Source organism: Streptococcus oralis, assembly GCF_965111685.1.
In the GTDB taxonomy this organism is placed as follows: domain Bacteria; phylum Bacillota; class Bacilli; order Lactobacillales; family Streptococcaceae; genus Streptococcus; species Streptococcus oralis_B.
The window spans coordinates 1,349,126-1,368,674 of record NZ_OZ217340.1; the positions used below are offsets into that span (position 1 = coordinate 1,349,126).

Here is a 19,549-nt window from a genome sequence, read left to right on the forward strand (position 1 = left end):
ATATCACTTTTATTTTTTTTGTAAAGGCTTTTATAAAAAAATTTTCTATTTTTTTTTAAAAAAAAAAGGAAAAAGAGAAGTTTACGAAAACTTCTCTTTTGAATATGTATTATTTTTCTGATTTGTTCTGCAATTTGCATTTAAATCCAACTAGATTTTCAAGAATCGACGCATCGAAATTCCTGAACCAATTGAACCAATGAAAATTCCGATTACAAATAATAGAACTGTCATCAGAGGGATAAACACATCTGGTGTAATCATTGACAAGTTTTGACCTACCAAGGATTTATTGACCGATTGATAGACCATATTGTAAACAAAGAAAACAAGAACAGAAGGAATCGCTGCACCAAGCAAGCCAATAAAAGCACCTTCTAGCAAGAATGGACCACGGATATAGCCATTTTTCGCTCCTACCAGACGCATGATCTGAATCTCACGACTACGTGAAATAATGGTGATACGGATGGTATTGGAAATGAGGAAGACTGCGATAAAAATCAAGAGCCCTGCAATAACCAATCCCCAAACACGGATAAAGGAAGCCAATTCAAAAAGTCGTTGAGTGTTGGCTCCACCATCTTGAACTTCTGATACTCCCTCAATTTTCTTAGCTTCTTCAGCTACCGTTTTAACATCACTTGGAAAATTTGTATCAACGATATAAGCATCATAGAGAGGGTTTGCATCCCCTTCAAAGACCTTCCAATCGTCACCCATTGTTTCCGTCAGTTTTTCGTACTGTTCTTCTTTACTTGAGAAGGTAACACTCTTAACAGCAGGTATAGCTTTCAAAGCATCATATACCTTGTGGTAGTCATTATTGGTAACTGTCTGACCTTCTTTTACAATCGTCTCACTGTTATCAGCTACATCCTTACGAATGTAAACCACGACCCGAACGTTGTTTTCAATATCGGTAGCCAGTTTCGCTGTATTAAAAATTACAGATGCAAACAGGGCAACGAGTGTCAAGGTAATCATAACCGAACTCACTGCTGCTACTGTCATCCAGCCATTTCGTTTTAAACTTTTTAATGATTCAAATAAATGGCGAAAAAATCTACTAATCATCGTATCCATATTCTCCTTTAGCTTCGTCACGAACGACACGGCCGTTTTCAATGGCAATGACACGGTGGCGCAAGGTATTTACGATTTGGCTGTTGTGGGTCGCCATCAAAACAGTTGTACCTTGAAGATTGATGCGTTCCAACAGATTCATAATTTCCCACGAATTATCTGGGTCCAAGTTTCCTGTTGGCTCATCGGCAATCAGTACTTTAGGATTGTTGACAATCGCACGAGCAATCGCAATCCGTTGCTGCTCTCCACCTGAGAGTTCATTAGGGAAAGAGCGAACCTTATGTTTCAAACCGACCAGGTCCAATACTTCCATAACACGTTTTTTGATGTTTCGACGGCTCTCACCGATTACTTCCATTGCATAGGCAATATTCTCATAAACGGTCTTCTTAGGCAAAAGTTTGTAATCCTGAAAGACTACCCCGACACTACGACGTAAAAGCGGGACATCTTTCTTCTTAATTTTAACTAAATTAAAGCCTGCAACTGATAGGCTTCCTTTCTCAATCTTTACTTCTCGGTATAAAGCTCGAATAAAGGTTGACTTACCTGCCCCTGAAGGTCCTACGATATAGGCAAATTCTCCTGGTTCAATGGTAACAGATACACCACGCAGGGCAGTCGTTCCATTGTCATACTTTTTGACAACATCTCTCATTTCAATGATTGACATATGAGTTCCTTTCTATCTTAGCTGATTCGCCACTTGAGGTAGGCATCGATAAAACCATCAAGGTCTCCATCCATCACCTTATCTACCTGAGCAACTTCAAAGCTTGTACGGTGATCTTTTACCATAGTATAAGGCGTGAAAACATATGAACGGATTTGACTTCCCCATGTGATTTCTTTTTTCTCACCTTTAAGGGAATCGACTTCCGCAGCTTTCTTTTCTTGCTCCATTTGATAGAGCTTAGCCTGCAACATCTTCATGGCACGATCTCTATTTCCATACTGGGTACGATCGACCGTTGATTGGACGACAGTTCCCGTAGGAATGTGTGTCAAACGCACACCTGTTGAAACCTTATTGACATTTTGTCCACCAGCGCCACCTGAACGGAAGGTATCCATTTTGATATCATCTTCACGAATCTCCACTTCGATGGTATCATCCAACTCAGGCATAACCTCTACGGATGTAAATGAAGTATGGCGGCGTTTGGCAGAGTCAAATGGCGAAATACGGACCAAACGGTGAACACCCATTTCTGATTTAAGTAGGCCGTATGCATTGGATCCTTCAAAAGACAAGGTCACAGATTTGATACCCGCTTCATCACCAGCCTGGTAATCCAAGACTTCTACTTTAAAGCCTTTGGCATTTCCATAACGAGTATACATACGAAGCAACATATCGCCCCAGTCCTGTGCCTCAGTACCACCAGATCCTGGATGGATTTCCAAGATTGCATTATTATGGTCATAAGGTTCTGACAAGAGAAGGGTCATCTCGTAGCTGGTCATCATCTTATCCAGTTCTGTCAACTGTTCGACCAGTTCATCATGGATTGACTCGTCTTCTGCTAAAAAGTCCAATAAAATCTCAACTTCATCCTGCAACTCTTCCATTTTACGGAAGGTGTTGTAGGTGTTTTTTAATTCATTTAATTCTTGCGACGTTTTTTGGGCCGCGATATTATCGTTCCAAAAATCAGGTTCTGTCATCTTGTTTTCCAAGATGGCAATCTCTTCCTCTAATCCTTCGAGGTCAAAGAGACCCCCTGAAAGAAGCTAATTTTTCACGATTTGCGTCAATTTTTTGACGAATTTCTGAAATGTCCATAGATACTCCTTTTCATATCGTTTTATTATACCATAATCTCTCATTTCTTTCCATATTTTGCTTTTCACCGCTTTTGATGGCAGAAGAAAAGAGGCTCTAAAGCCTCTTGTTTAAAGGACTTTAGCAGAGGTATGAGTAATCTCCTCCACTTGAATTCCTTCTTTTTCAAACTTATCCTTTAATGCAGTCAAATCGATTTTTCCATCAATTTGAACTTCGATGACAACCTTGCCATCCTTACGTGGAATGTTAACAGTATGGGAAATATTTAAATCCTCTTCTACAATTAGAGCTACAATTCTCCCCAGTACTCCGACTTCATTTTCTGTAATGAAACGAACACGAATCCCCTCTTCTCCGTATCCAGCTATTTCCAAGAAAGCCTGAAAAACATCGCGATCTGTAATGACGCCGTAGACCTGATGATTGTCTACGACTGGTAATATCCCAATTTTATTTTTCAGCATCAGGTAGGTCGCATCTTCTAGACTAGCATAGCCAGAAACAGTCACGACATCCCGAATCATGACGTCTTTTACTTTGGTTTTATTCAGAAGATAATTCATCTCGTAGATAGAGAGACTGGTTGCTTTAGATGGGCTGGCTTCCGCAATGGTTCCTTCTGTTACTAATCCGACTAATTGATCGTTTTCGATAACAGGTAAACGGTGCAAACCTTGCTCACGCATCAAATCTGCTGCATGTGCTACAGTCGTATCAGGACTGATATAAACTACCTTGCGTGTCATAAAATCTTTAACTGCCATGAGACTTCTCCTTCTCTATTTCTACTTTCATTATACACTTTCTTGCACAATCAATCAAACGCTTTCAGCTCTTTTTCAAGATTTTGAAAAATAACCTCTTACAAAAAAGAGCTCTGATTTCGAGCTCTCTGAATGAGGTATTAGCAATCCTCATTCGGTTTTATTTCATCACTTAGGAAATTGCTTTTGCAATTCTCATACAACGACTAAAAAGGTCCCCCGGACTATATTGATGATTACTTCGTAATCTCCATCTGCCGACTAAAACAATCCACTGGATTGTTTTAGCCACCCAGATATGCTTTTCTGACTTCATCTGATGCTGCGAGTTCTTTTCCTGTTCCTGATAGGACAATCTTTCCTGTTTCAAGTACATAACCACGGTCAGAGATAGCAAGGGCCTTGTTAGCGTTCTGTTCAATTAAGAGAACCGTTGTTCCTTGCTTCTGAATATCTTGAATGATATCAAAAATTTCTTGGATAAAGATTGGGGCAAGTCCCATTGACGGCTCATCCAAGAGAAGGAGCTTAGGTGTAGACATGAGAGCGCGTCCCATAGCCAGCATCTGCTGTTCACCACCTGAAAGAGTTGCCGCATCTTGGTTTTTACGTTCTTCCAAACGAGGGAAACGTGAAAAGACTTTTTTCAAGTTGGCTTGATTTTCTTCACGATTTTTCTTTAAAAAGGCTCCCATTTCTAAGTTTTCCATAACAGTCAAACCCGGGAAAACATGGCGTCCCTCAGGAACTTGTGAAAGACCACCTGCAACAATTTTTTGCGCTGGCAACTTTTGAATTTCTTTTCCTAAAAACTGAATTTTACCAGCACTTGGACGAACCAAACCTGAAAGGGTACGAAGAATGGTTGTTTTACCAGCACCATTAGCACCAATCAAGGAAACAACTTCACCTTCATTAACCTCGAAACTTACATCATGAACTGCTTGGATCATACCGTAATGCACAGAGAGGTTTTCAACTTTTAACATAGACATTAGGCTTCACCTCCTAGATAAGCTTCGATAACGCGTTTGTTGTTCTTGATTTCGTCCGGAGTCCCATGAGCAATCAGCCGACCATATTCAAGAACATAGATACGCTCAGTGACTTCCATAACCAAATTCATGTCGTGTTCGATGAGCATGATGGTAATTTTAAATTCATCTTTGATACGACGGATCAATTCTGTCAATTCAGCTGTTTCTTGAGGATTCATCCCAGCTGCCGGTTCATCCAAAAAGAGGATTTTAGGTTCAGTTGCCAGAGCACGAACGATTTCTAATCGACGTTGTTGACCATAGGCAAGATTCTTCGCAAGAGTATCTGCGTCACCATCCAAATCAAAAATCTTCAGCAAGTCCAAAGCTTTGCTTTTTAATTCTTCCTCGTTCTTATAAAAAGCTGGTAGACGTAGAAAGCTCGCAAGGACATGTTGTTTATGATGATTGCTAAACGCAATCAAAACATTTTCCAAAACTGTCAGGTCCTTGAATAAACGAATATTTTGGAAAGTACGACTGAGACCAAGGGAAGCGATTTTGTAGGGAGTTTTCCCATTTAGGAGGTGACCATCTAGTGTCACAGTACCTTCGCTTGGTTCATAAACACCAGTCAAGAGATTGAAAAGAGTTGTTTTACCAGCCCCGTTTGGTCCAATCAGACCAACCAATTCTCCATCGTTTAATTCAAGAGTGACATCTCCAACAGCTGTTAGACCGCCAAAATGTTTGGTTAACTGTTTAACTTCAAGTAATGCCATTAGTTTTGTCCCTCCTTCTTAGATTTTTTAAAGAAACGTGATAGACTCAATTCCCATGTCCCAAGAAGTCCACCTGGTCTGAAAATCATCACCAATACAAGAGCCAAGGCGTAGATGATCATACGTACGCTAGCTACATCTTGAAGGAGCATATTTAAAATTCCTAAAACAATCGCTGAAACGATGGTACCAGTAATAGATCCAAGTCCACCAAATACAACGATAATCAGCACGTTGATGGAATTAATAAAGGTGTAATCTTTTGGGACAACAGAACCGATAAAACCGGCCTGAAGTGAACCCGCAATACTTGCTGTAACGGCACCAAAGACAAAAGCGATAATCTTGATTTTTGTAGTGTTTACCCCAACGGACTCTGCAGCAATCTCATCCTCACGAATAGATAGAGTCGAGCGTCCAATTGGACTACGTAAGAAGTTGAGAGTTGCAATAGTTGTGATCACTACAAAAAGATAAACCATTTGCCAGTTGGTAAAGTTTGGAATACCCAAGATACCAGCAGCACCGTTGGTCAAACTTCCACCATTAATGATAAAGATACGAATGATTTCTGAAACACCTAGTGTCGCAACAGCCAGGTAGTCACCCTTCAAACGGAGTGTTGGAATCCCAACGAGCAAAGCAACTGCACCAGAAATCAAGGCGCCCAAGACCATTGCTCCAAAGAAGGCACCATAGGTTGGTGATTTTGAGCCAATAATCGCTGCTGCATAAGCCCCAATTGCCATAAAACCTGCATGACCGAGTGAGAATTGTCCTGAAAAACCAACGATTAAGTTCAAACCTACTGCAAGGATGATATTAATCCCAATTTGTTCTAAAATTTGTACATGGAATAGATTGAGAACACCAGCAGAAACTAGTACACTAATCAATCCATAACCCGCTAACAGAAGGAATAACCAGAGAATATTTACTTTAAGATTTGTCTTCATTGTTTACACCTTCTCTTTCACATTCTTACCAAGGATACCTGCAGGTCGAACAATCAGAATCAAAAGCAAGATTCCATATACGATAGCATCACGGAAATCAGACATACCAAAGGCAGTAGCAAATGTTTCCAACAAGCCAATCACAAATCCCCCTAGAGCTGCACCAGGAATAATCCCGATACCACCAAGAACGGCCGCAACGAATGATTTTAGACCTGGAGTCACGCCCATCAAAGGTTCAAGAGAGTTGTAGTAAAGGGCAATGAGGACTCCTGCTGCACCAGCAAGAGCTGAGCCCAAAGCAAAGGTAAAGCTGATTGTACGATTTACATTAATTCCCATCAATTGAGCTGCGTCACTATCAACTGATACCGCACGCATGGCTTTCCCCATTTTTGTTTTTTGGACGATCAATTGTAATAAAACCATCAAGAGTACAGAAACTGCTAAAATCATCAATTGAACATTTGTCAAGCTAATTGGTCCCAAGTCAAAGCGGACTGTTTCAATTGCTTGAGGGAAGGCACGAGTATTGGCGCCTACTAAATAAACCATTCCGTATTCCAGTAGGAAAGACACTCCGATAGCAGTAATCAATACAGCAATACGTGTAGAGTGTCGTAAAGGACGGTAGGCAAGAAATTCGATCACAACACCAAGTAGCGCGGTCCCTGCCATTGAAATAATTAAAGCTAAAAAGAAATCCATTTGGAAAGAATTAATCAAAAAGTAACCAATAAAGGCTCCCATCATATAAATATCACCGTGGGCGAAGTTGATGAGTTTGATAATTCCATAAACCATGGTGTAACCCAGGGCCAAAAGTGCATAAACACTACCCAGAATTAAACCATTCACAAGTTGTTGGAGCATAGCATTCACTCTTTTCTATTGTTATTTTTAGAAAATCTCTCAATTTTCACAAGTTCATAAACACCGAAACAGGGAGTGAGTCAAAGGCTCATTCCCCATTTCAATTACTATTCTAATGTTATGGTTTTACAACTTCTGCTTCTTCAACTTTACCATTGTTCATGGTCATCATGTAAGCAGTTTTCACTGTATTGTGGTCAGCATCAAAGCTTGTTTGACCAGTTACACCATCAAAATCTTTGGTTTTAGCAAGGTTGTCCTTGATTTCACCTGAGTTTTTAGCACCTTTTGCAGCATTTGCTACTAGGTAAACTGAGTCATAGGCCAAGGCTGAGAATGTTGAAGGCTCTTCGTTGTATTTGGCACGGTATGCTTCAAGGAAAGCTTTAGCTTTTGCAGAAACATCAACTGTGGTTGAGAATCCTGAGATGAAGTAAATGTTTGATGCTCTTTCAGCAGTTGCTTGTTGAACAAATTCTTCACCGTTAAATCCATCACCACCAACGATTGGTTTATCAATTCCAATTCCACGAGCTTGGTTTACAATTTTACCAGCTTCTGTGTAGTAACCTGGAACAACGATAGCGTCAAACTCTTTCCCCTTCATTTTTGTAAGGGCTGCTTGGAAGTCAGTATCACCTGCTACAAACGTTTCATCTGCTACAATCTCACCCTTGTAGGCTTCGCGGAAAGATTTAGCTATACCTTTAGCATAGTCACTAGCATTGTCAGTATAAAGAACAACCTTCTTAGCATTCAATTTATTTGTTACATAGTTAGAAATAATCTTCCCTTGGAAGCTATCTTGGAATGTTCCGATAAATAGGTAATCTTGACCTTTAGTCAAACCGTCTTGAGTAGCACTTGGTGAAATCAATGGCACTCCAGCTTTAGTAGCGTTAGCAACAGCTGCAGCAGTTGCACCAGATGTCGCAGGTCCTACGATAGCTGTAACTTTTGATTGGGTCACTAGGTTAGTTGTAACAGAGGCAGCCTCAGCAGTTTCTGACTTGTTGTCTTTGTCTACAACTTCGATTTGTTTTCCATCAATTCCACCTGCAGCGTTGATTTCGTCTACAGCAAGTTGGGCACCCTTTTGTTCAGCTGTACCATAAGCTGCCACAGCACCTGTCTCTTCAAAGTTAAAACCGATCTTAATCGTTTTTTCGTCCACTGGATTTCCAGTTGTGTTTGACGCTCCTGACTTGACCTCTCCACAGGCAGCAAGAAGAGCCACACTAGCAAGAGCCACAAAAGATAGGGCAAATTTTTTCTTCATTTTTAATCTCCTTAATAGTTGTTTCAAAAATTGTATGTTAAGAATATACCGAATTATCAGAAAATTGTCAATGTATTTGTTCAATTTTTTAAATGATAACGTTTTCTTCAGTGCGGTAGAGATTCCCAACGAAGGGAGTTTCTAGCTCTTGAATGAGACAACGTCTAATTTTCTTGATAAATCTTTCCTTACCTAATCTCTCAACTAAGTCATCTAGCTCCTCAGTTGGAACATAGAGCTGCAAGTATCGATGTTTTTTGGAATGGTAACAGATATCACCATATTCCTGAAGTTTCTTTGCATCTCGATTATAGTAAAGATAGATGATTAATCCTGAACGATTTGTTTTTTCAAACATGAGGAATCCTCTTTCTAAGAAATCTTACCCTATTATACCAAAAAAAGCAAACTCCGTCGAGTTTACTTTCTAGGTTGCTTAGCTTAACGAATTGTTGGCCATGATTTCATCAATAAAGCCATATTCAAGTGTTTCTTGGGCACTCATCCAGTAATCACGTTCCGCATCTGCATGAATTTGCTCGACTGATTTACCAGAGTTATCTGCAAGGATTTGCTCCAAAATCTTACGAGTTTTGAGCAAGTGCTCTGCGGCGATTGCCATATCGGTTTGTTGGGTACCACCACCTGTTCCACCCATTGGTTGGTGAATCATGTACTCCGCATTTGGAAGCATGAAACGTTTGCCTTTTGCGCCACTTGATGCAATGACAGTCCCCATGGATGCAGCCATTCCCATAACGATTGTTTGGACATCTGCTTTAATAAAGTTCATGGTATCAACGATTGCCAAACCAGCTGAAACAGATCCTCCAGGTGTGTTGACATAAAGGTAAATATCTTTTGTGCTGTCTTGGGCATCCAAGAAGAGCAACTGGGCGATAACGGAGTTGGCTATGTTGTCTTCAACTGGACCTGTTAGCATGATGATGCGGTCTTTCAGAAGACGAGAGTATATGTCATAGGAACGTTCTCCACGGCTTGTTTGTTCAATAACTACAGGAATCATTCATTTCTCCTTTTAATGTTGAATTTTCTTTAGTCTTACGACTCAATACAGAACTATTATATCTTTTTGGTCAAAAAAGGTCAATTTTTTGCTCTATTCTCTAAACAGAAACAAAAACTCAACCTCCTTTCAAGTCAAAAACGAACTTCTAGTTTCAATATTTACTTTGGAAATTTATTTAGTACCAAACAAGCGGTCTCCAGCATCTCCAAGACCTGGAACGATATAACCGTGTTCGTTCAAGCGTTCATCCAAAGCCGCAGTAAAGATTTCTACATCAGGGTGTGCTTCTTGAAGGGCTTTCACTCCTTCTGGAGCAGAAACTAGGCAGACAAACTTGATATTTGAAGCGCCACGTTTTTTAAGGGAATCTACTGCCAAGATTGCTGAGCCGCCTGTTGCCAACATTGGATCAACGACAAATATTTGACGTTGGTCAATATCCTCAGGTAATTTCACCAAGTATTCAACTGGTTGAAGGGTTTCTTCATCACGGTACATACCGATATGACCAACTTTGGCTGCAGGAACCAAGCTCAAGAGGCCATCTACCATCCCGATACCTGCACGCAAGATTGGGACAATCGCCAATTTTTTACCAGCCAATTGTTTTTGAACGGTCTTGGTGATTGGTGTTTCGATTTCCACGTCTTCAAGTGGAAGATCACGAAGTACTTCATATCCCATCAACATTGCGATCTCATCTACTAGCTCACGGAAAGCTTTTGTGGAAGTGTCTGTACGACGCAAGATAGACAATTTGTGTTGAATGAGTGGATGATTAATGACTTCAATTTTTCCCATTTTCTGAGTTCCTTCTTTCAATTTATTCTTCTTATTATATCAAAAAACGGTTTAAAAAGCTTTCTAAACCATTTATTTTAATTAATTTTTAAATCAAATCTGCCTCTTGAAGAGCTGTCTGAACAGCCTCTAATGGTAAATGGGTCAACTCGGTGCCTTTTTCTTGATAAAGGTACTGGGCATAGTCATCCATTCGGTACTGGTTGATATAAACCACGCGCTTGCAACCAACTTGTAGCAATTGTTTGGTGCAGTTCAGACAAGGGAAATGAGTCACATAGGCTGTAAATCCTCTAGGAACCCCTCGTTCAGCCCCCTGGAGAATAGCATTGACCTCAGCGTGAAGGGTACGGACACAGTGACCCTCAATGACCAGACATTCGTGATCGATACAGTGCTCTGTTCCTGATACGGAACCATTGTAACCTGTTGAAATGACCTTATTATCCTTGACTAGGACAGCTCCCACCTTGGCGCGTTTACAAGTAGAACGATTGGCAATCAGTAAGGCTTGAGCCGCAAAGTACTCATCCCAAGCCAGTCTTTTTTCTGTCATAAGTCTTCTCCTTTTCCTCTATTTTTTGAAAAATGGCAAGCGTAAATCCGCAATCTTTTCAGCTGGAACCTTCATTCCATCTTTGATCCATTTGAGCAGGACTGATACGATGGCAGAACTCCAAAAGGAATGAAGGTAGCTGCTAATGCCTTTTGATTTTCCGTGGTATTTTTCCAGAAATTCCTGCATGGCTTGGACGAAAATCTTTTCCAAGCGGTAGTCCAGAGCAAGTTGGATAACCTTGGCTTCTTTCTTGGCTGCGCGGAAAAGGTGAACCCAGACCAGATAAAGATCCGTTTTGACATCGTAGTGGCTCAGCTGTTCCATGATATTATGAACACTACGTTTAAAGACGCTTTCCAAAATCTCTTCTTTAGAATCATAATTTCGATAGAAGGCAGCGCGAGAGACACCCGCCCGCTTGACCAACTCTGAAATACTAATCTTAGCCAAGTCTTTTTTTTCCAGAAGTTGTAAAAGAGCAGTCTCAATCGCTTCTCTGGTCAAGAAATTGGATTCTTGATTTGATTTTCTGAGATTTTCAAGAGATTTTTCAGATATTTTACGTTCAGACATAACAATTTCTTTCTACTTGTGACAACAGAGAGGTGGTACTTTTGTTTCAAGGGCTTTCATGATATAATTGTAAAAAAAGACAGAACCTTTGTCAATGTATAAGTGACAAAGATGGAGAATTTCTATGACTTGGAAGATTGTAGCTGACTCTGGTTGTGATTATCGTCAACTGGCAACTCCTGCTATTGATACTGAATTTGTAAGTGTTCCTTTAACCATTCAAGTAGCTGATCAGGTCTTTATCGATGATGCCAATCTTGACATTGACCACATGATGGAAACCATGTATGCGACTTCTGAGGCTTCAAAATCAGCCTGTCCTAGCCCTGATGATTACCTGCGTGCATTTGAAGGTGCTAAGCATATCTTTGTCGTCACCATTACTGGCAATCTTTCAGGTAGCCATAATAGTGCTCAGCTCGCTAAGAATATCTATCTTGAAGAACATCCTGACACTCAGATTCATGTGATCGATACATTGTCTGCAGGTGGTGAGGTTGACTTGATTGTTGAAAAAATCAATAGTTTGATTGATCAAGGACTTTCTTATGAGGAAATTGTTCAAGCTATTACTGCCTACCAAGAAAAAACGAAGTTGCTCTTTGTCCTCGCTAAGGTCGATAACTTGGTAAAAAATGGCCGTTTGAGTAAGCTGATCGGTACAGTCGTTGGCCTCCTCAACATCCGTATGGTTGGGGAAGCAAGTGAAACTGGAACCTTAGAACTGCTTCAGAAAGCGCGTGGACCAAAAAAATCCCTTCAAGCGGCCTATGAAGAAGTCATCAAGGCTGGTTATGCTGGTGGCCGTATCGTCATGGCTCATCGCAGCAATGAAAAATTCTGTCAGCAATTGTCAGAACGCTTGCTGGAAACCTTCCCACAAGCGGATATCAAAATCATCCCGACGTCTGGTCTCTGCAGTTTCTATGCAGAAGATGGCGGTTTGTTGATGGGATATGAAATTAACTAAGATTATGAGCAACAAGAGATGCCAAGCATCTCTTGTTTTTTGTGGTACAATAGAGCTATGAAACATTTTGATACTATTGTCATCGGTGGAGGGCCTGCGGGCATGATGGCTACCATTTCCAGTAGCTTTTATGGTCAGAAAACTCTTCTCATCGAAAAAAATCGGAAACTCGGAAAAAAATTAGCTGGTACTGGTGGTGGTCGTTGCAATGTAACTAACAATGGAACTCTAGATGACCTACTTGCTGGCATCCCTGGAAATGGACGCTTTCTGTACAGTGTCTTTTCCCAGTTTGATAACCATGATATCATCAACTTTTTCACGGAAAATGGTGTTAAACTCAAGGTTGAAGACCACGGCCGCGTCTTTCCTGCCAGCGACAAATCTAGTACTATTATCGAAACCTTGGAAAAGAAAATCACTGAACTCGGTGGTCAAGTTGCTACTCAAACAGAGATTGTTTCGGTTAAAAAGGTAGATGACCAGTTTATCCTCAAGTCCGCAGACCAAATCTTCACTTGCGATAAACTCATTGTCACAACAGGTGGTAAATCCTATCCTTCTACTGGTTCGACTGGTTTTGGACATGAAATTGCCCGTCATTTTAAGCATACCATTACTGAGCTTGAAGCTGCTGAGAGTCCTTTGTTGACTGATTTTCCACACAAAGCGCTTCAGGGGATTTCACTAGACGATGTGACCTTAAGCTATGGCAAGCATGTCATCACCCACGATCTGCTCTTTACCCACTTTGGTCTATCCGGTCCTGCTGCTCTGCGTATGTCTAGTTTTGTCAAGGGTGGGGAAGTTCTTTCACTGGATGTCTTACCTCAACTTTCTGAGAAGGACTTGGTGGCATTTCTAGAAGAAAATCGGGAAAAATCCTTGAAAAATTCTTTAAGAACTTTATTGCCAGAACGCTTGGCAGAATTTCTTGTGCAAGACTATCCTGAAAAAGTCAAACAACTGACTGAAAAGGAACGCGAGCAACTACTCCAGTCCATCAAGGCCCTCAAAATCCCTTTGACTGGAAAAATGTCCCTTGCCAAGTCCTTTGTCACCAAAGGCGGTATCAGTCTCAAGGAAATCAATCCCAAAACTCTGGAAAGTAAGCTAGTCCGTGGCCTCCACTTTGCTGGCGAGGTCCTGGATATCAATGCCCACACGGGTGGCTTTAACATCACTTCTGCCCTCTGCACCGGCTGGGTGGCAGGAAGTCTGCATTATGATTAAAATGCTCAAAGGAAAGGTCCTATGAACAGACGAGAAACAGTCGAATTTGTCAACATGTGCATGATTAAAAACGGAGACAAGGTTCTTGTCCAAGACCGAATTAGTCCTGACTGGCCTGGCATTACTTTCCCTGGCGGGCATGTTGAACGTGGCGAATCCTTTGTCGATGCTGTCATTCGTGAAGTGAGAGAAGAAACTGGACTAACTATTTCCAAACCCCAACTCTGTGGTATTAAAGATTGGTATGATGATGAGGATTACCGTTATGTTGTCCTTTTTTACAAGACAGAACACTTTACTGGTGAACTCCAGTCTTCAGACGAAGGAAAGGTATGGTGGGAAGATTTTGAAAATCTCTCTCAACTAAAACTCGCAACTAAGGATATGTCTGATATGCTTCGTGTTTTTTTGGAAGATGATCTCAGTGAATTCTTCTACTATAAAGACGGTGACGACTGGCTTTATGATTTGAAGTAAAAAATAGGCTAGGAAATTCCTAGCCTATTTATTCTGCATTTGTTCGAACGTAAGATGCAATGGCATCTGATGTGTACTGGGCCGTTCCAGGTCCAAACTTGTCAATATTATCCTTAAACTCTGGGTTATAGACGTAGCCTTTACCGATATGACCGAAGACTTCAATAGAGCAGTCAAATCCATAAGTACGAATGGCTTGCAAGAGCTTGGCTGCTTGCTCTTGGTTTTCAGTTGCTGTTGCAGGTAAACCAGCTTGAAGATTTTGTGCCAAAGTTTGAAAGACTTGGTTAAAGGCGGCCGTAGACTCATCTTCACGACCTTTTTGGCGTTCGAGGGCCTGATCCATGACTTCTTGCCCATATTTCTCTATCGCTTCTTGGTGGTATTTTTGATTGTCTTGATAGCTAAATCCAGTGAATTTTTCCTCAATCGTCATTTTTCTTTCTCCTTTTTGTTCTTGAATGGTTTTTTGCAAGGTGGAAATCAAGGTATCCAGATGTTGCCTTTCTCGAGTTAGATAGTCCAACTGCCTAGTCAAATGGGGCAATAAATCTGATCTATCTTCCTTTAATAGCTCTGCTATTTTTTCTAAAGAAAAGCCTAGATATTTGTAGTACAGAATGACCTGAAGTCGTTCCAAATCCTCCTGACTATAGGTTCGATAGCCGTTTTCCGACTTTAAGGGAACCAAGAGCCCTATCTTATCGTAGTGGTGCAGGGTCTTGACAGAGACACCTGAAAGCTGCGCAGCTTCTTTTATATGGTACATGATTTCCTCCTTACAAGAAATAGTATAACGCCTCCCCTTAGGTCAGAGTCAAGCGTTTTTGAGAAAAATTTTTAACTTTTTGAGAAAGGTGTGAAAACTTGAAAATGGTTTTCTTGACAGACCTTAGAAAACATGATAGGATAGTCAAGTCTATCAATCAAACAGAAGGCTCATAGAGAGCCATTGAGAGAGGGCTATTTGACAACTCAAGTAGCCTTTTCTTATTTTAAAAACGAGATTGGAGTTTCAACTATGTCAGAAAAATCGCAATGGGGCTCGAAACTAGGCTTTATCCTAGCATCTGCTGGTTCAGCCATCGGGCTTGGTGCCGTTTGGAAGTTTCCCTACATGACTGCCGCTAATGGCGGTGGTGGCTTTTTACTAGTCTTTCTCATTTCCACTATTTTAATCGGTTTCCCGCTCCTGCTGGCTGAATTTGCCCTTGGCCGTAGTGCTGGCGTTTCCGCTATCAAAACCTTTGGAAAACTTGGCAAGAATAACAAGTACAACTTTATCGGTTGGATTGGTGCCTTTGCCCTCTTTATCCTCCTCTCCTTTTACAGTGTCATTGGAGGTTGGATTCTGATTTATCTGGGTATTGAGTTTGGGAAATTGTTCCAACTTGGTGGAACGGGTGATTATGCTCAGTTATTTACTTCAATCATTTCAAATCCAGCCATTGCCCTTGGCGCACAAGCTGCCTTTATCTTGTTGAATATCTTTATTGTATCACGTGGGGTTCAAAAAGGGATTGAAAGAGCTTCGAAAGTCATGATGCCCCTGCTCTTTATCATCTTTGTCGTGATCATTGGGCGCTCTCTCAGCTTGCCAAATGCTATGGAAGGCGTTCTCTACTTCCTCAAACCAGACTTCTCAAAACTGACCAGCGCTGGTCTCCTCTATGCTCTGGGACAATCTTTCTTTGCCCTCTCACTAGGGGTTACAGCCATGCTGACCTATGCTTCCTACTTGGACAAGAAAACCAATCTGGTCCAATCAGGGATTTCCATTGTAGCCATGAACATCTCGGTTTCCATCATGGCGGGACTAGCCATTTTCCCAGCCATGTCAGCTTTCAATATCCAGTCGGAAGGGGGACCAAGCCTGCTCTTTATCGTCTTGCCTCAACTCTTTGACAAGATGCCTTTTGGAACCATTTTCTACATCCTTTTCCTCTTGCTTTTCCTCTTTGCGACGGTCACTTCCTCTGTCGTTATGCTGGAAATCAATGTGGGCAATATCACCAATCAGGACAATCGCAAGCGTGCTAAATGGAGTGCTATTTTAGGAATCTTGACCTTTGTCTTTGGAATTCCTTCAGCTCTATCCTATGGGGTCATGGCGGATGTTCACATCTTTGGTAAGACCTTCTTTGATGCTATGGATTTCTTGGTTTCCAATCTCCTCATGCCATTTGGAGCTCTCTGCCTGTCACTTTTTACAGGCTACATCTTTAAGAAGGCTCATGCTAAGGAGGAACTCCATCTTGATGAAAGAGCATGGAAACAGGGACTTTTCCAAGTCTGGCTCTTCCTTCTTCGTTTCATCATTCCTATTATCATCATTGTGGTTTTTATCACCCAATTTATGTAATCAAAAAGGACTTGAGTAGTAAACTCAGGCCCTTTCTTTTTTTATGGATGGCTAACAATCAATTCCAAACCTTGCCCTTCTAAGGTCCAAGCTTCAACATCACTTGGTAGGATAAAGTGGCTACCTTTTTGGATTGGATAGTTTTTCCCGTCAATAGTAAGCTGACCTTGACCAGCTAAGACACTAAACAAACTGTAGTCTGCTGTCTTTTTAAAGTCAACTTTTCCAGTGATTTCCCACTTGTAAACTGCGAAGAAGTCATTAGACACAAGGAGAGTGGAACGTAAATCATCAGCTTTGATAGTTACAGGACGGCTATTGGCCGGCTCTCCAATGTTTAAAACATCGATGGATTTTTCAAGGTGAAGTTCACGCAAGTTGCCCTTGTCGTCCTTGCGGTCAAAGTCATAGACACGGTAGGTTGTATCACTAGACTGTTGCGTTTCAAGAATCAAGATACCCGCCCCGATAGCGTGCATAGTCCCACTTGGTACATAGAAGAAATCACCAGCTTTAACAGGGACTTTTGTTAATAGACTATCCCAGTCTTTAGCTTCGATTTGCTGACGGAGTTCTTCTTTTGACTTGGCATTGTGGCCATAGATAATCTCTGATCCCTCATCCGCTGCAATGATGTACCAGCATTCTGTTTTTCCAAGTTCGCCTTCGTGTTCTAGTCCATAGGCATCGTCTGGGTGAACTTGGACGCTGAGCCAGTCATTGGCATCGAGAATCTTGGTCAAAAGCGGAAATACAGGTTCTGGACGGTTGCCAAACAATTCACGGTGCTCCGCATACAATGTAGCTAGATCTGTTCCCTCGTAGCGTCCATTTGCAACCTTAGAAACTCCATTTTGGTGAGCTGAGATAGCCCAGTATTCCCCGATTTTTTCACTCGGGATGTCGTAGCCAAACTCATCACGTAGCTTGGTTCCACCCCAGATTTTTTCTTGCATAACTGATTGTAAAAATAATGGTTCTGACATCTTATTCTCCTATCTGTTTTTCTCACTTCATTATAGCAAAAAGCCAGATCTAATTGAACTCTTTTTCACATCTTATAAAGTAGGGAGAAGATTTTATAAAAATAGTGAACAAATGTGCTCTACTTAATACTTGCACCATTGCTGGCAATGACATCCTTGTACCAGTAAAAGGATTTCTTCTTGCTCCGTTTGAGACTTCCTTGACCTGCATTATCACGATCCACATAGATAAAACCATAACGCTTGTTCATTTCGCCTGTTCCAGCTGAAACCAGATCTATACAACCCCAAGTCGTATAACCAAGCAATTCAACGCCATCTTGGTAAATAGCATCTCGCATAGCCTTGATGTGGGCTTCTAGATAAGCAATCCGATAGTCATCTGCTACATAGCCATTTTCATCTGGCGTGTCCATAGCACCGAGACCATTTTCTACGATGAACATAGGCTTTTGATAACGATCCCAGATGGCATTGAGGGTGATTCGAAGTCCCAGTGGGTCAATCTGCCAGCCCCATTCTGAGGATTCCAGATAGGGATTTTTGATAGAGGCAAAGACATTTCCAGCTGTCAGATCCGTCATTTCTGGATCGCCTGAAGCCACTCGACTCGCATAATAAGAGAAGGAAACAAAGTCAACAGTGTGATTCTTTAACAAGTCCAAATCCTCTGCCGTCATTTCTATCTCAATTCCCTCACGCTCCCACTGCTTCTTGGCATAGTTTGGGTATTCCCCACGCGCTTGGACGTCAATGAAGAAGTAGCTCTTACGGTCTTCTTCCATGGCTGCCCAGTAGTCTCTCGGATGGGCAGTGTTAGGATAATATTGCCCTGCTGCCAACATACATCCCACCTTGTTTTCTGGGTCAATTTCGTGAGCAATTTTAGTCGCCATAGCCGAGGCTACCAGCTCATGGTGGGCTGCTTGGTATTTGACTTGCTCTTGATTTTCCCCCTCTTCAAAACAGATCCCAGCTCCTAAAAAGGGGGCATGCAGAATCATATTGATTTCGTTGAAGGTGAGCCAGTACTTGACCAAGCCCTTGTAACGGGTAAAGAGGGTGCGACAGAGATTTGCGTAAAAGTCCAACATACGACGATTGCGCCAACCACCGTACTCCCTGATTAAGTGCATGGGGCAATCGAAATGCGTGATGGTCACCAGTGGCTCGATCCCATGCTTGTGGCACTCCTTAAACAAATCCTCATAAAAGGCTAGACCAGCTTCATTTGGCTCTGCTTCGTCACCTTGAGGAAAAATCCGAGTCCAAGCAATGGAAAGTCGATAGGTTTTAAATCCCATTTCTGCAAAAAGCGCAATATCTTCCTTGTAATGATGGTACATATCAATGGCTTCCTTTGCTGGGTAAAAATAGCCCTCCTCAAAAGAAAACATCTTTTTCTGACCTGTAATAATGGCCTCACGGTCTGGACCAATCGGTACCACATCCACATTAGCAAGACCACGACCGTCCTGATTATAAGCACCCTCACATTGATTAGCCGCCGTTGCACCACCCCAGAGAAATCCTTCTGGAAATTGTAGTATTTCTGTCATCACTTTACCTCGATTGATTTATTACTTCTATTATACTAAAAAGGAGGCAAAAAGTTTTGAACTCTCTGGATAATGATAGCACTAAACTTACTTTTATATATACGAAAAAAAGATTGAAACCAGTCTTCTTTTAAATCAATGCCGTGATAGCCGTTACTAGGCCAAAAACGATACCCGGTGCATTAGCAGCCGCGAGGGGAATATCTCTTTCTTTCTTGAAAAGACCGTAATAAACCCATAAACTACAGTTAATGGCTGCGACCAAGGGTTGGATGAAGTTGCCTTTTTGACCAGCCAAGTTGTTCATGATTTGCGGGAAGTAAGAGACATACATCATAACGGACATGAAGGTCGCTACCCAACCCAAAATTTTCATTTGTTTTTCAGACATTTTCCAAACCTCTTTCATTTTTATGAACCATATTTTATAATCTTTTTTCAAAACAATCAAGACTTTGAAGCTTTTGTTATGAAGATGTAAACTATCACA

At 41.3% G+C, this 19,549-nt stretch carries 22 protein-coding genes; 4 read left to right on the forward strand and 18 right to left on the reverse strand.

The window, feature by feature from the left end:
* Positions 1–150: 150 nt before the first annotated feature.
* From ftsX to ACLV7H_RS07110, 14 genes are all read right to left on the reverse strand, one after another.
* Entirely contained in the window at positions 151–1,077 is a 927-nt protein-coding gene (ftsX, locus tag ACLV7H_RS07045) for a permease-like cell division protein FtsX (protein ID WP_411866744.1), read from the reverse strand.
* Entirely contained in the window at positions 1,070–1,762 is a 693-nt protein-coding gene (gene ftsE / locus ACLV7H_RS07050) for a cell division ATP-binding protein FtsE (protein ID WP_000022272.1), read from the reverse strand. The genes ftsX and ftsE overlap by 8 nt, the downstream gene beginning before the upstream one ends.
* 17 nt (positions 1,763–1,779) lie before the next feature.
* Positions 1,780–2,875, reverse strand: a protein-coding gene (gene prfB, locus ACLV7H_RS07055) for a peptide chain release factor 2 (RefSeq protein ID WP_411866745.1) whose coding sequence is annotated in 2 segments (ribosomal slippage) — positions 1,780–2,802 and positions 2,804–2,875 — 1,095 coding nt in all. Because the reading frame shifts where the segments join, the coding sequence is not laid out codon by codon here.
* Between the two features lie 110 nt (positions 2,876–2,985).
* The gene (locus tag ACLV7H_RS07060; RefSeq protein ID WP_045590807.1) at positions 2,986–3,642 is read right to left on the reverse strand and encodes a CBS domain-containing protein; all 657 of its coding nucleotides are present in this window, start codon (positions 3,640–3,642) and stop codon (positions 2,986–2,988) included.
* Positions 3,643–3,926: 284 nt separating this feature from the next.
* Entirely contained in the window at positions 3,927–4,637 is a 711-nt protein-coding gene (locus tag ACLV7H_RS07065) for an ABC transporter ATP-binding protein (protein ID WP_045590805.1), read from the reverse strand.
* The gene (locus tag ACLV7H_RS07070; protein WP_045590804.1) at positions 4,637–5,401 is read right to left on the reverse strand and encodes an ABC transporter ATP-binding protein; all 765 of its coding nucleotides are present in this window, start codon (positions 5,399–5,401) and stop codon (positions 4,637–4,639) included. The genes ACLV7H_RS07065 and ACLV7H_RS07070 overlap by 1 nt, the downstream gene beginning before the upstream one ends.
* Entirely contained in the window at positions 5,401–6,357 is a 957-nt protein-coding gene (locus ACLV7H_RS07075; protein ID WP_045590803.1) for a branched-chain amino acid ABC transporter permease, read from the reverse strand. The genes ACLV7H_RS07070 and ACLV7H_RS07075 overlap by 1 nt, the downstream gene beginning before the upstream one ends.
* A gap of 3 nt (positions 6,358–6,360) precedes the next feature.
* Complete coding sequence (locus ACLV7H_RS07080; protein WP_000941413.1) at positions 6,361–7,230, reverse strand: branched-chain amino acid ABC transporter permease; 870 nt, start codon at positions 7,228–7,230, stop codon at positions 6,361–6,363.
* Positions 7,231–7,348: 118 nt separating this feature from the next.
* Entirely contained in the window at positions 7,349–8,509 is a 1,161-nt protein-coding gene (locus ACLV7H_RS07085; RefSeq protein ID WP_045590800.1) for an ABC transporter substrate-binding protein, read from the reverse strand.
* Positions 8,510–8,597: 88 nt separating this feature from the next.
* Positions 8,598–8,867 (reverse strand): YlbG family protein, encoded by a 270-nt coding sequence (locus ACLV7H_RS07090; protein ID WP_411866746.1) that lies wholly within the window; start codon positions 8,865–8,867, stop codon positions 8,598–8,600.
* A gap of 78 nt (positions 8,868–8,945) precedes the next feature.
* The gene (clpP, locus tag ACLV7H_RS07095; protein ID WP_045590796.1) at positions 8,946–9,536 is read right to left on the reverse strand and encodes an ATP-dependent Clp protease proteolytic subunit ClpP; all 591 of its coding nucleotides are present in this window, start codon (positions 9,534–9,536) and stop codon (positions 8,946–8,948) included.
* Between the two features lie 174 nt (positions 9,537–9,710).
* Positions 9,711–10,340: a uracil phosphoribosyltransferase gene (gene upp / locus ACLV7H_RS07100; protein ID WP_000515974.1), complete on the reverse strand. Its 630-nt coding sequence runs from the start codon at positions 10,338–10,340 to the stop codon at positions 9,711–9,713.
* An 88-nt stretch (positions 10,341–10,428) separates the two neighbouring features.
* Entirely contained in the window at positions 10,429–10,896 is a 468-nt protein-coding gene (locus ACLV7H_RS07105; protein WP_411866747.1) for a deoxycytidylate deaminase, read from the reverse strand.
* Positions 10,897–10,914: 18 nt separating this feature from the next.
* Positions 10,915–11,472 carry a TetR/AcrR family transcriptional regulator gene (locus tag ACLV7H_RS07110; RefSeq protein WP_045590793.1) on the reverse strand — a complete coding sequence of 186 codons (558 nt, stop codon included), beginning with the start codon at positions 11,470–11,472 and terminating at the stop codon, positions 10,915–10,917.
* A 124-nt stretch (positions 11,473–11,596) separates the two neighbouring features.
* Between ACLV7H_RS07110 and ACLV7H_RS07115 the strand changes: the two genes are divergently transcribed.
* From ACLV7H_RS07115 to ACLV7H_RS07125, 3 genes are read left to right on the forward strand one after another with little or no spacing between them, the layout of a single operon-like run.
* Positions 11,597–12,442, forward strand: a complete 846-nt coding sequence (locus ACLV7H_RS07115) for a DegV family protein (protein WP_411866748.1) — start codon at positions 11,597–11,599, stop codon at positions 12,440–12,442.
* A 57-nt stretch (positions 12,443–12,499) separates the two neighbouring features.
* Positions 12,500–13,675: an NAD(P)/FAD-dependent oxidoreductase gene (locus ACLV7H_RS07120; protein WP_411866749.1), complete on the forward strand. Its 1,176-nt coding sequence runs from the start codon at positions 12,500–12,502 to the stop codon at positions 13,673–13,675.
* A 21-nt stretch (positions 13,676–13,696) separates the two neighbouring features.
* The gene (locus ACLV7H_RS07125; protein WP_411866750.1) at positions 13,697–14,152 is read left to right on the forward strand and encodes an 8-oxo-dGTP diphosphatase; all 456 of its coding nucleotides are present in this window, start codon (positions 13,697–13,699) and stop codon (positions 14,150–14,152) included.
* Between the two features lie 28 nt (positions 14,153–14,180).
* Here the strand turns inward: ACLV7H_RS07125 and ACLV7H_RS07130 are convergent, their stop codons facing one another.
* Positions 14,181–14,921, reverse strand: coding sequence for a MerR family transcriptional regulator (locus ACLV7H_RS07130; protein WP_411866751.1), 741 nt, complete (start codon positions 14,919–14,921; stop codon positions 14,181–14,183).
* Positions 14,922–15,173: 252 nt separating this feature from the next.
* On the opposite strand from ACLV7H_RS07130, the gene ACLV7H_RS07135 reads away from it, so the two are divergent.
* A complete protein-coding gene (locus ACLV7H_RS07135) occupies positions 15,174–16,514 on the forward strand; it encodes a sodium-dependent transporter (protein ID WP_411866752.1) in 1,341 nt (446 codons plus the stop codon).
* Between the two features lie 41 nt (positions 16,515–16,555).
* Here ACLV7H_RS07135 and manA read toward each other — a convergent pair whose 3' ends face one another.
* The 3 genes from manA to ACLV7H_RS07150 form a co-directional block, all read right to left on the reverse strand.
* Entirely contained in the window at positions 16,556–17,500 is a 945-nt protein-coding gene (gene manA, locus ACLV7H_RS07140) for a mannose-6-phosphate isomerase, class I (protein WP_411866753.1), read from the reverse strand.
* 119 nt (positions 17,501–17,619) lie between these two features.
* On the reverse strand, positions 17,620–19,059 hold the full coding sequence (locus ACLV7H_RS07145) for a 6-phospho-beta-glucosidase (protein WP_411866754.1): 1,440 nt from the start codon (positions 19,057–19,059) through the stop codon (positions 17,620–17,622).
* A gap of 130 nt (positions 19,060–19,189) precedes the next feature.
* Entirely contained in the window at positions 19,190–19,450 is a 261-nt protein-coding gene (locus ACLV7H_RS07150; RefSeq protein ID WP_001291473.1) for a SemiSWEET family transporter, read from the reverse strand.
* Positions 19,451–19,549 lie beyond the last annotated feature (99 nt).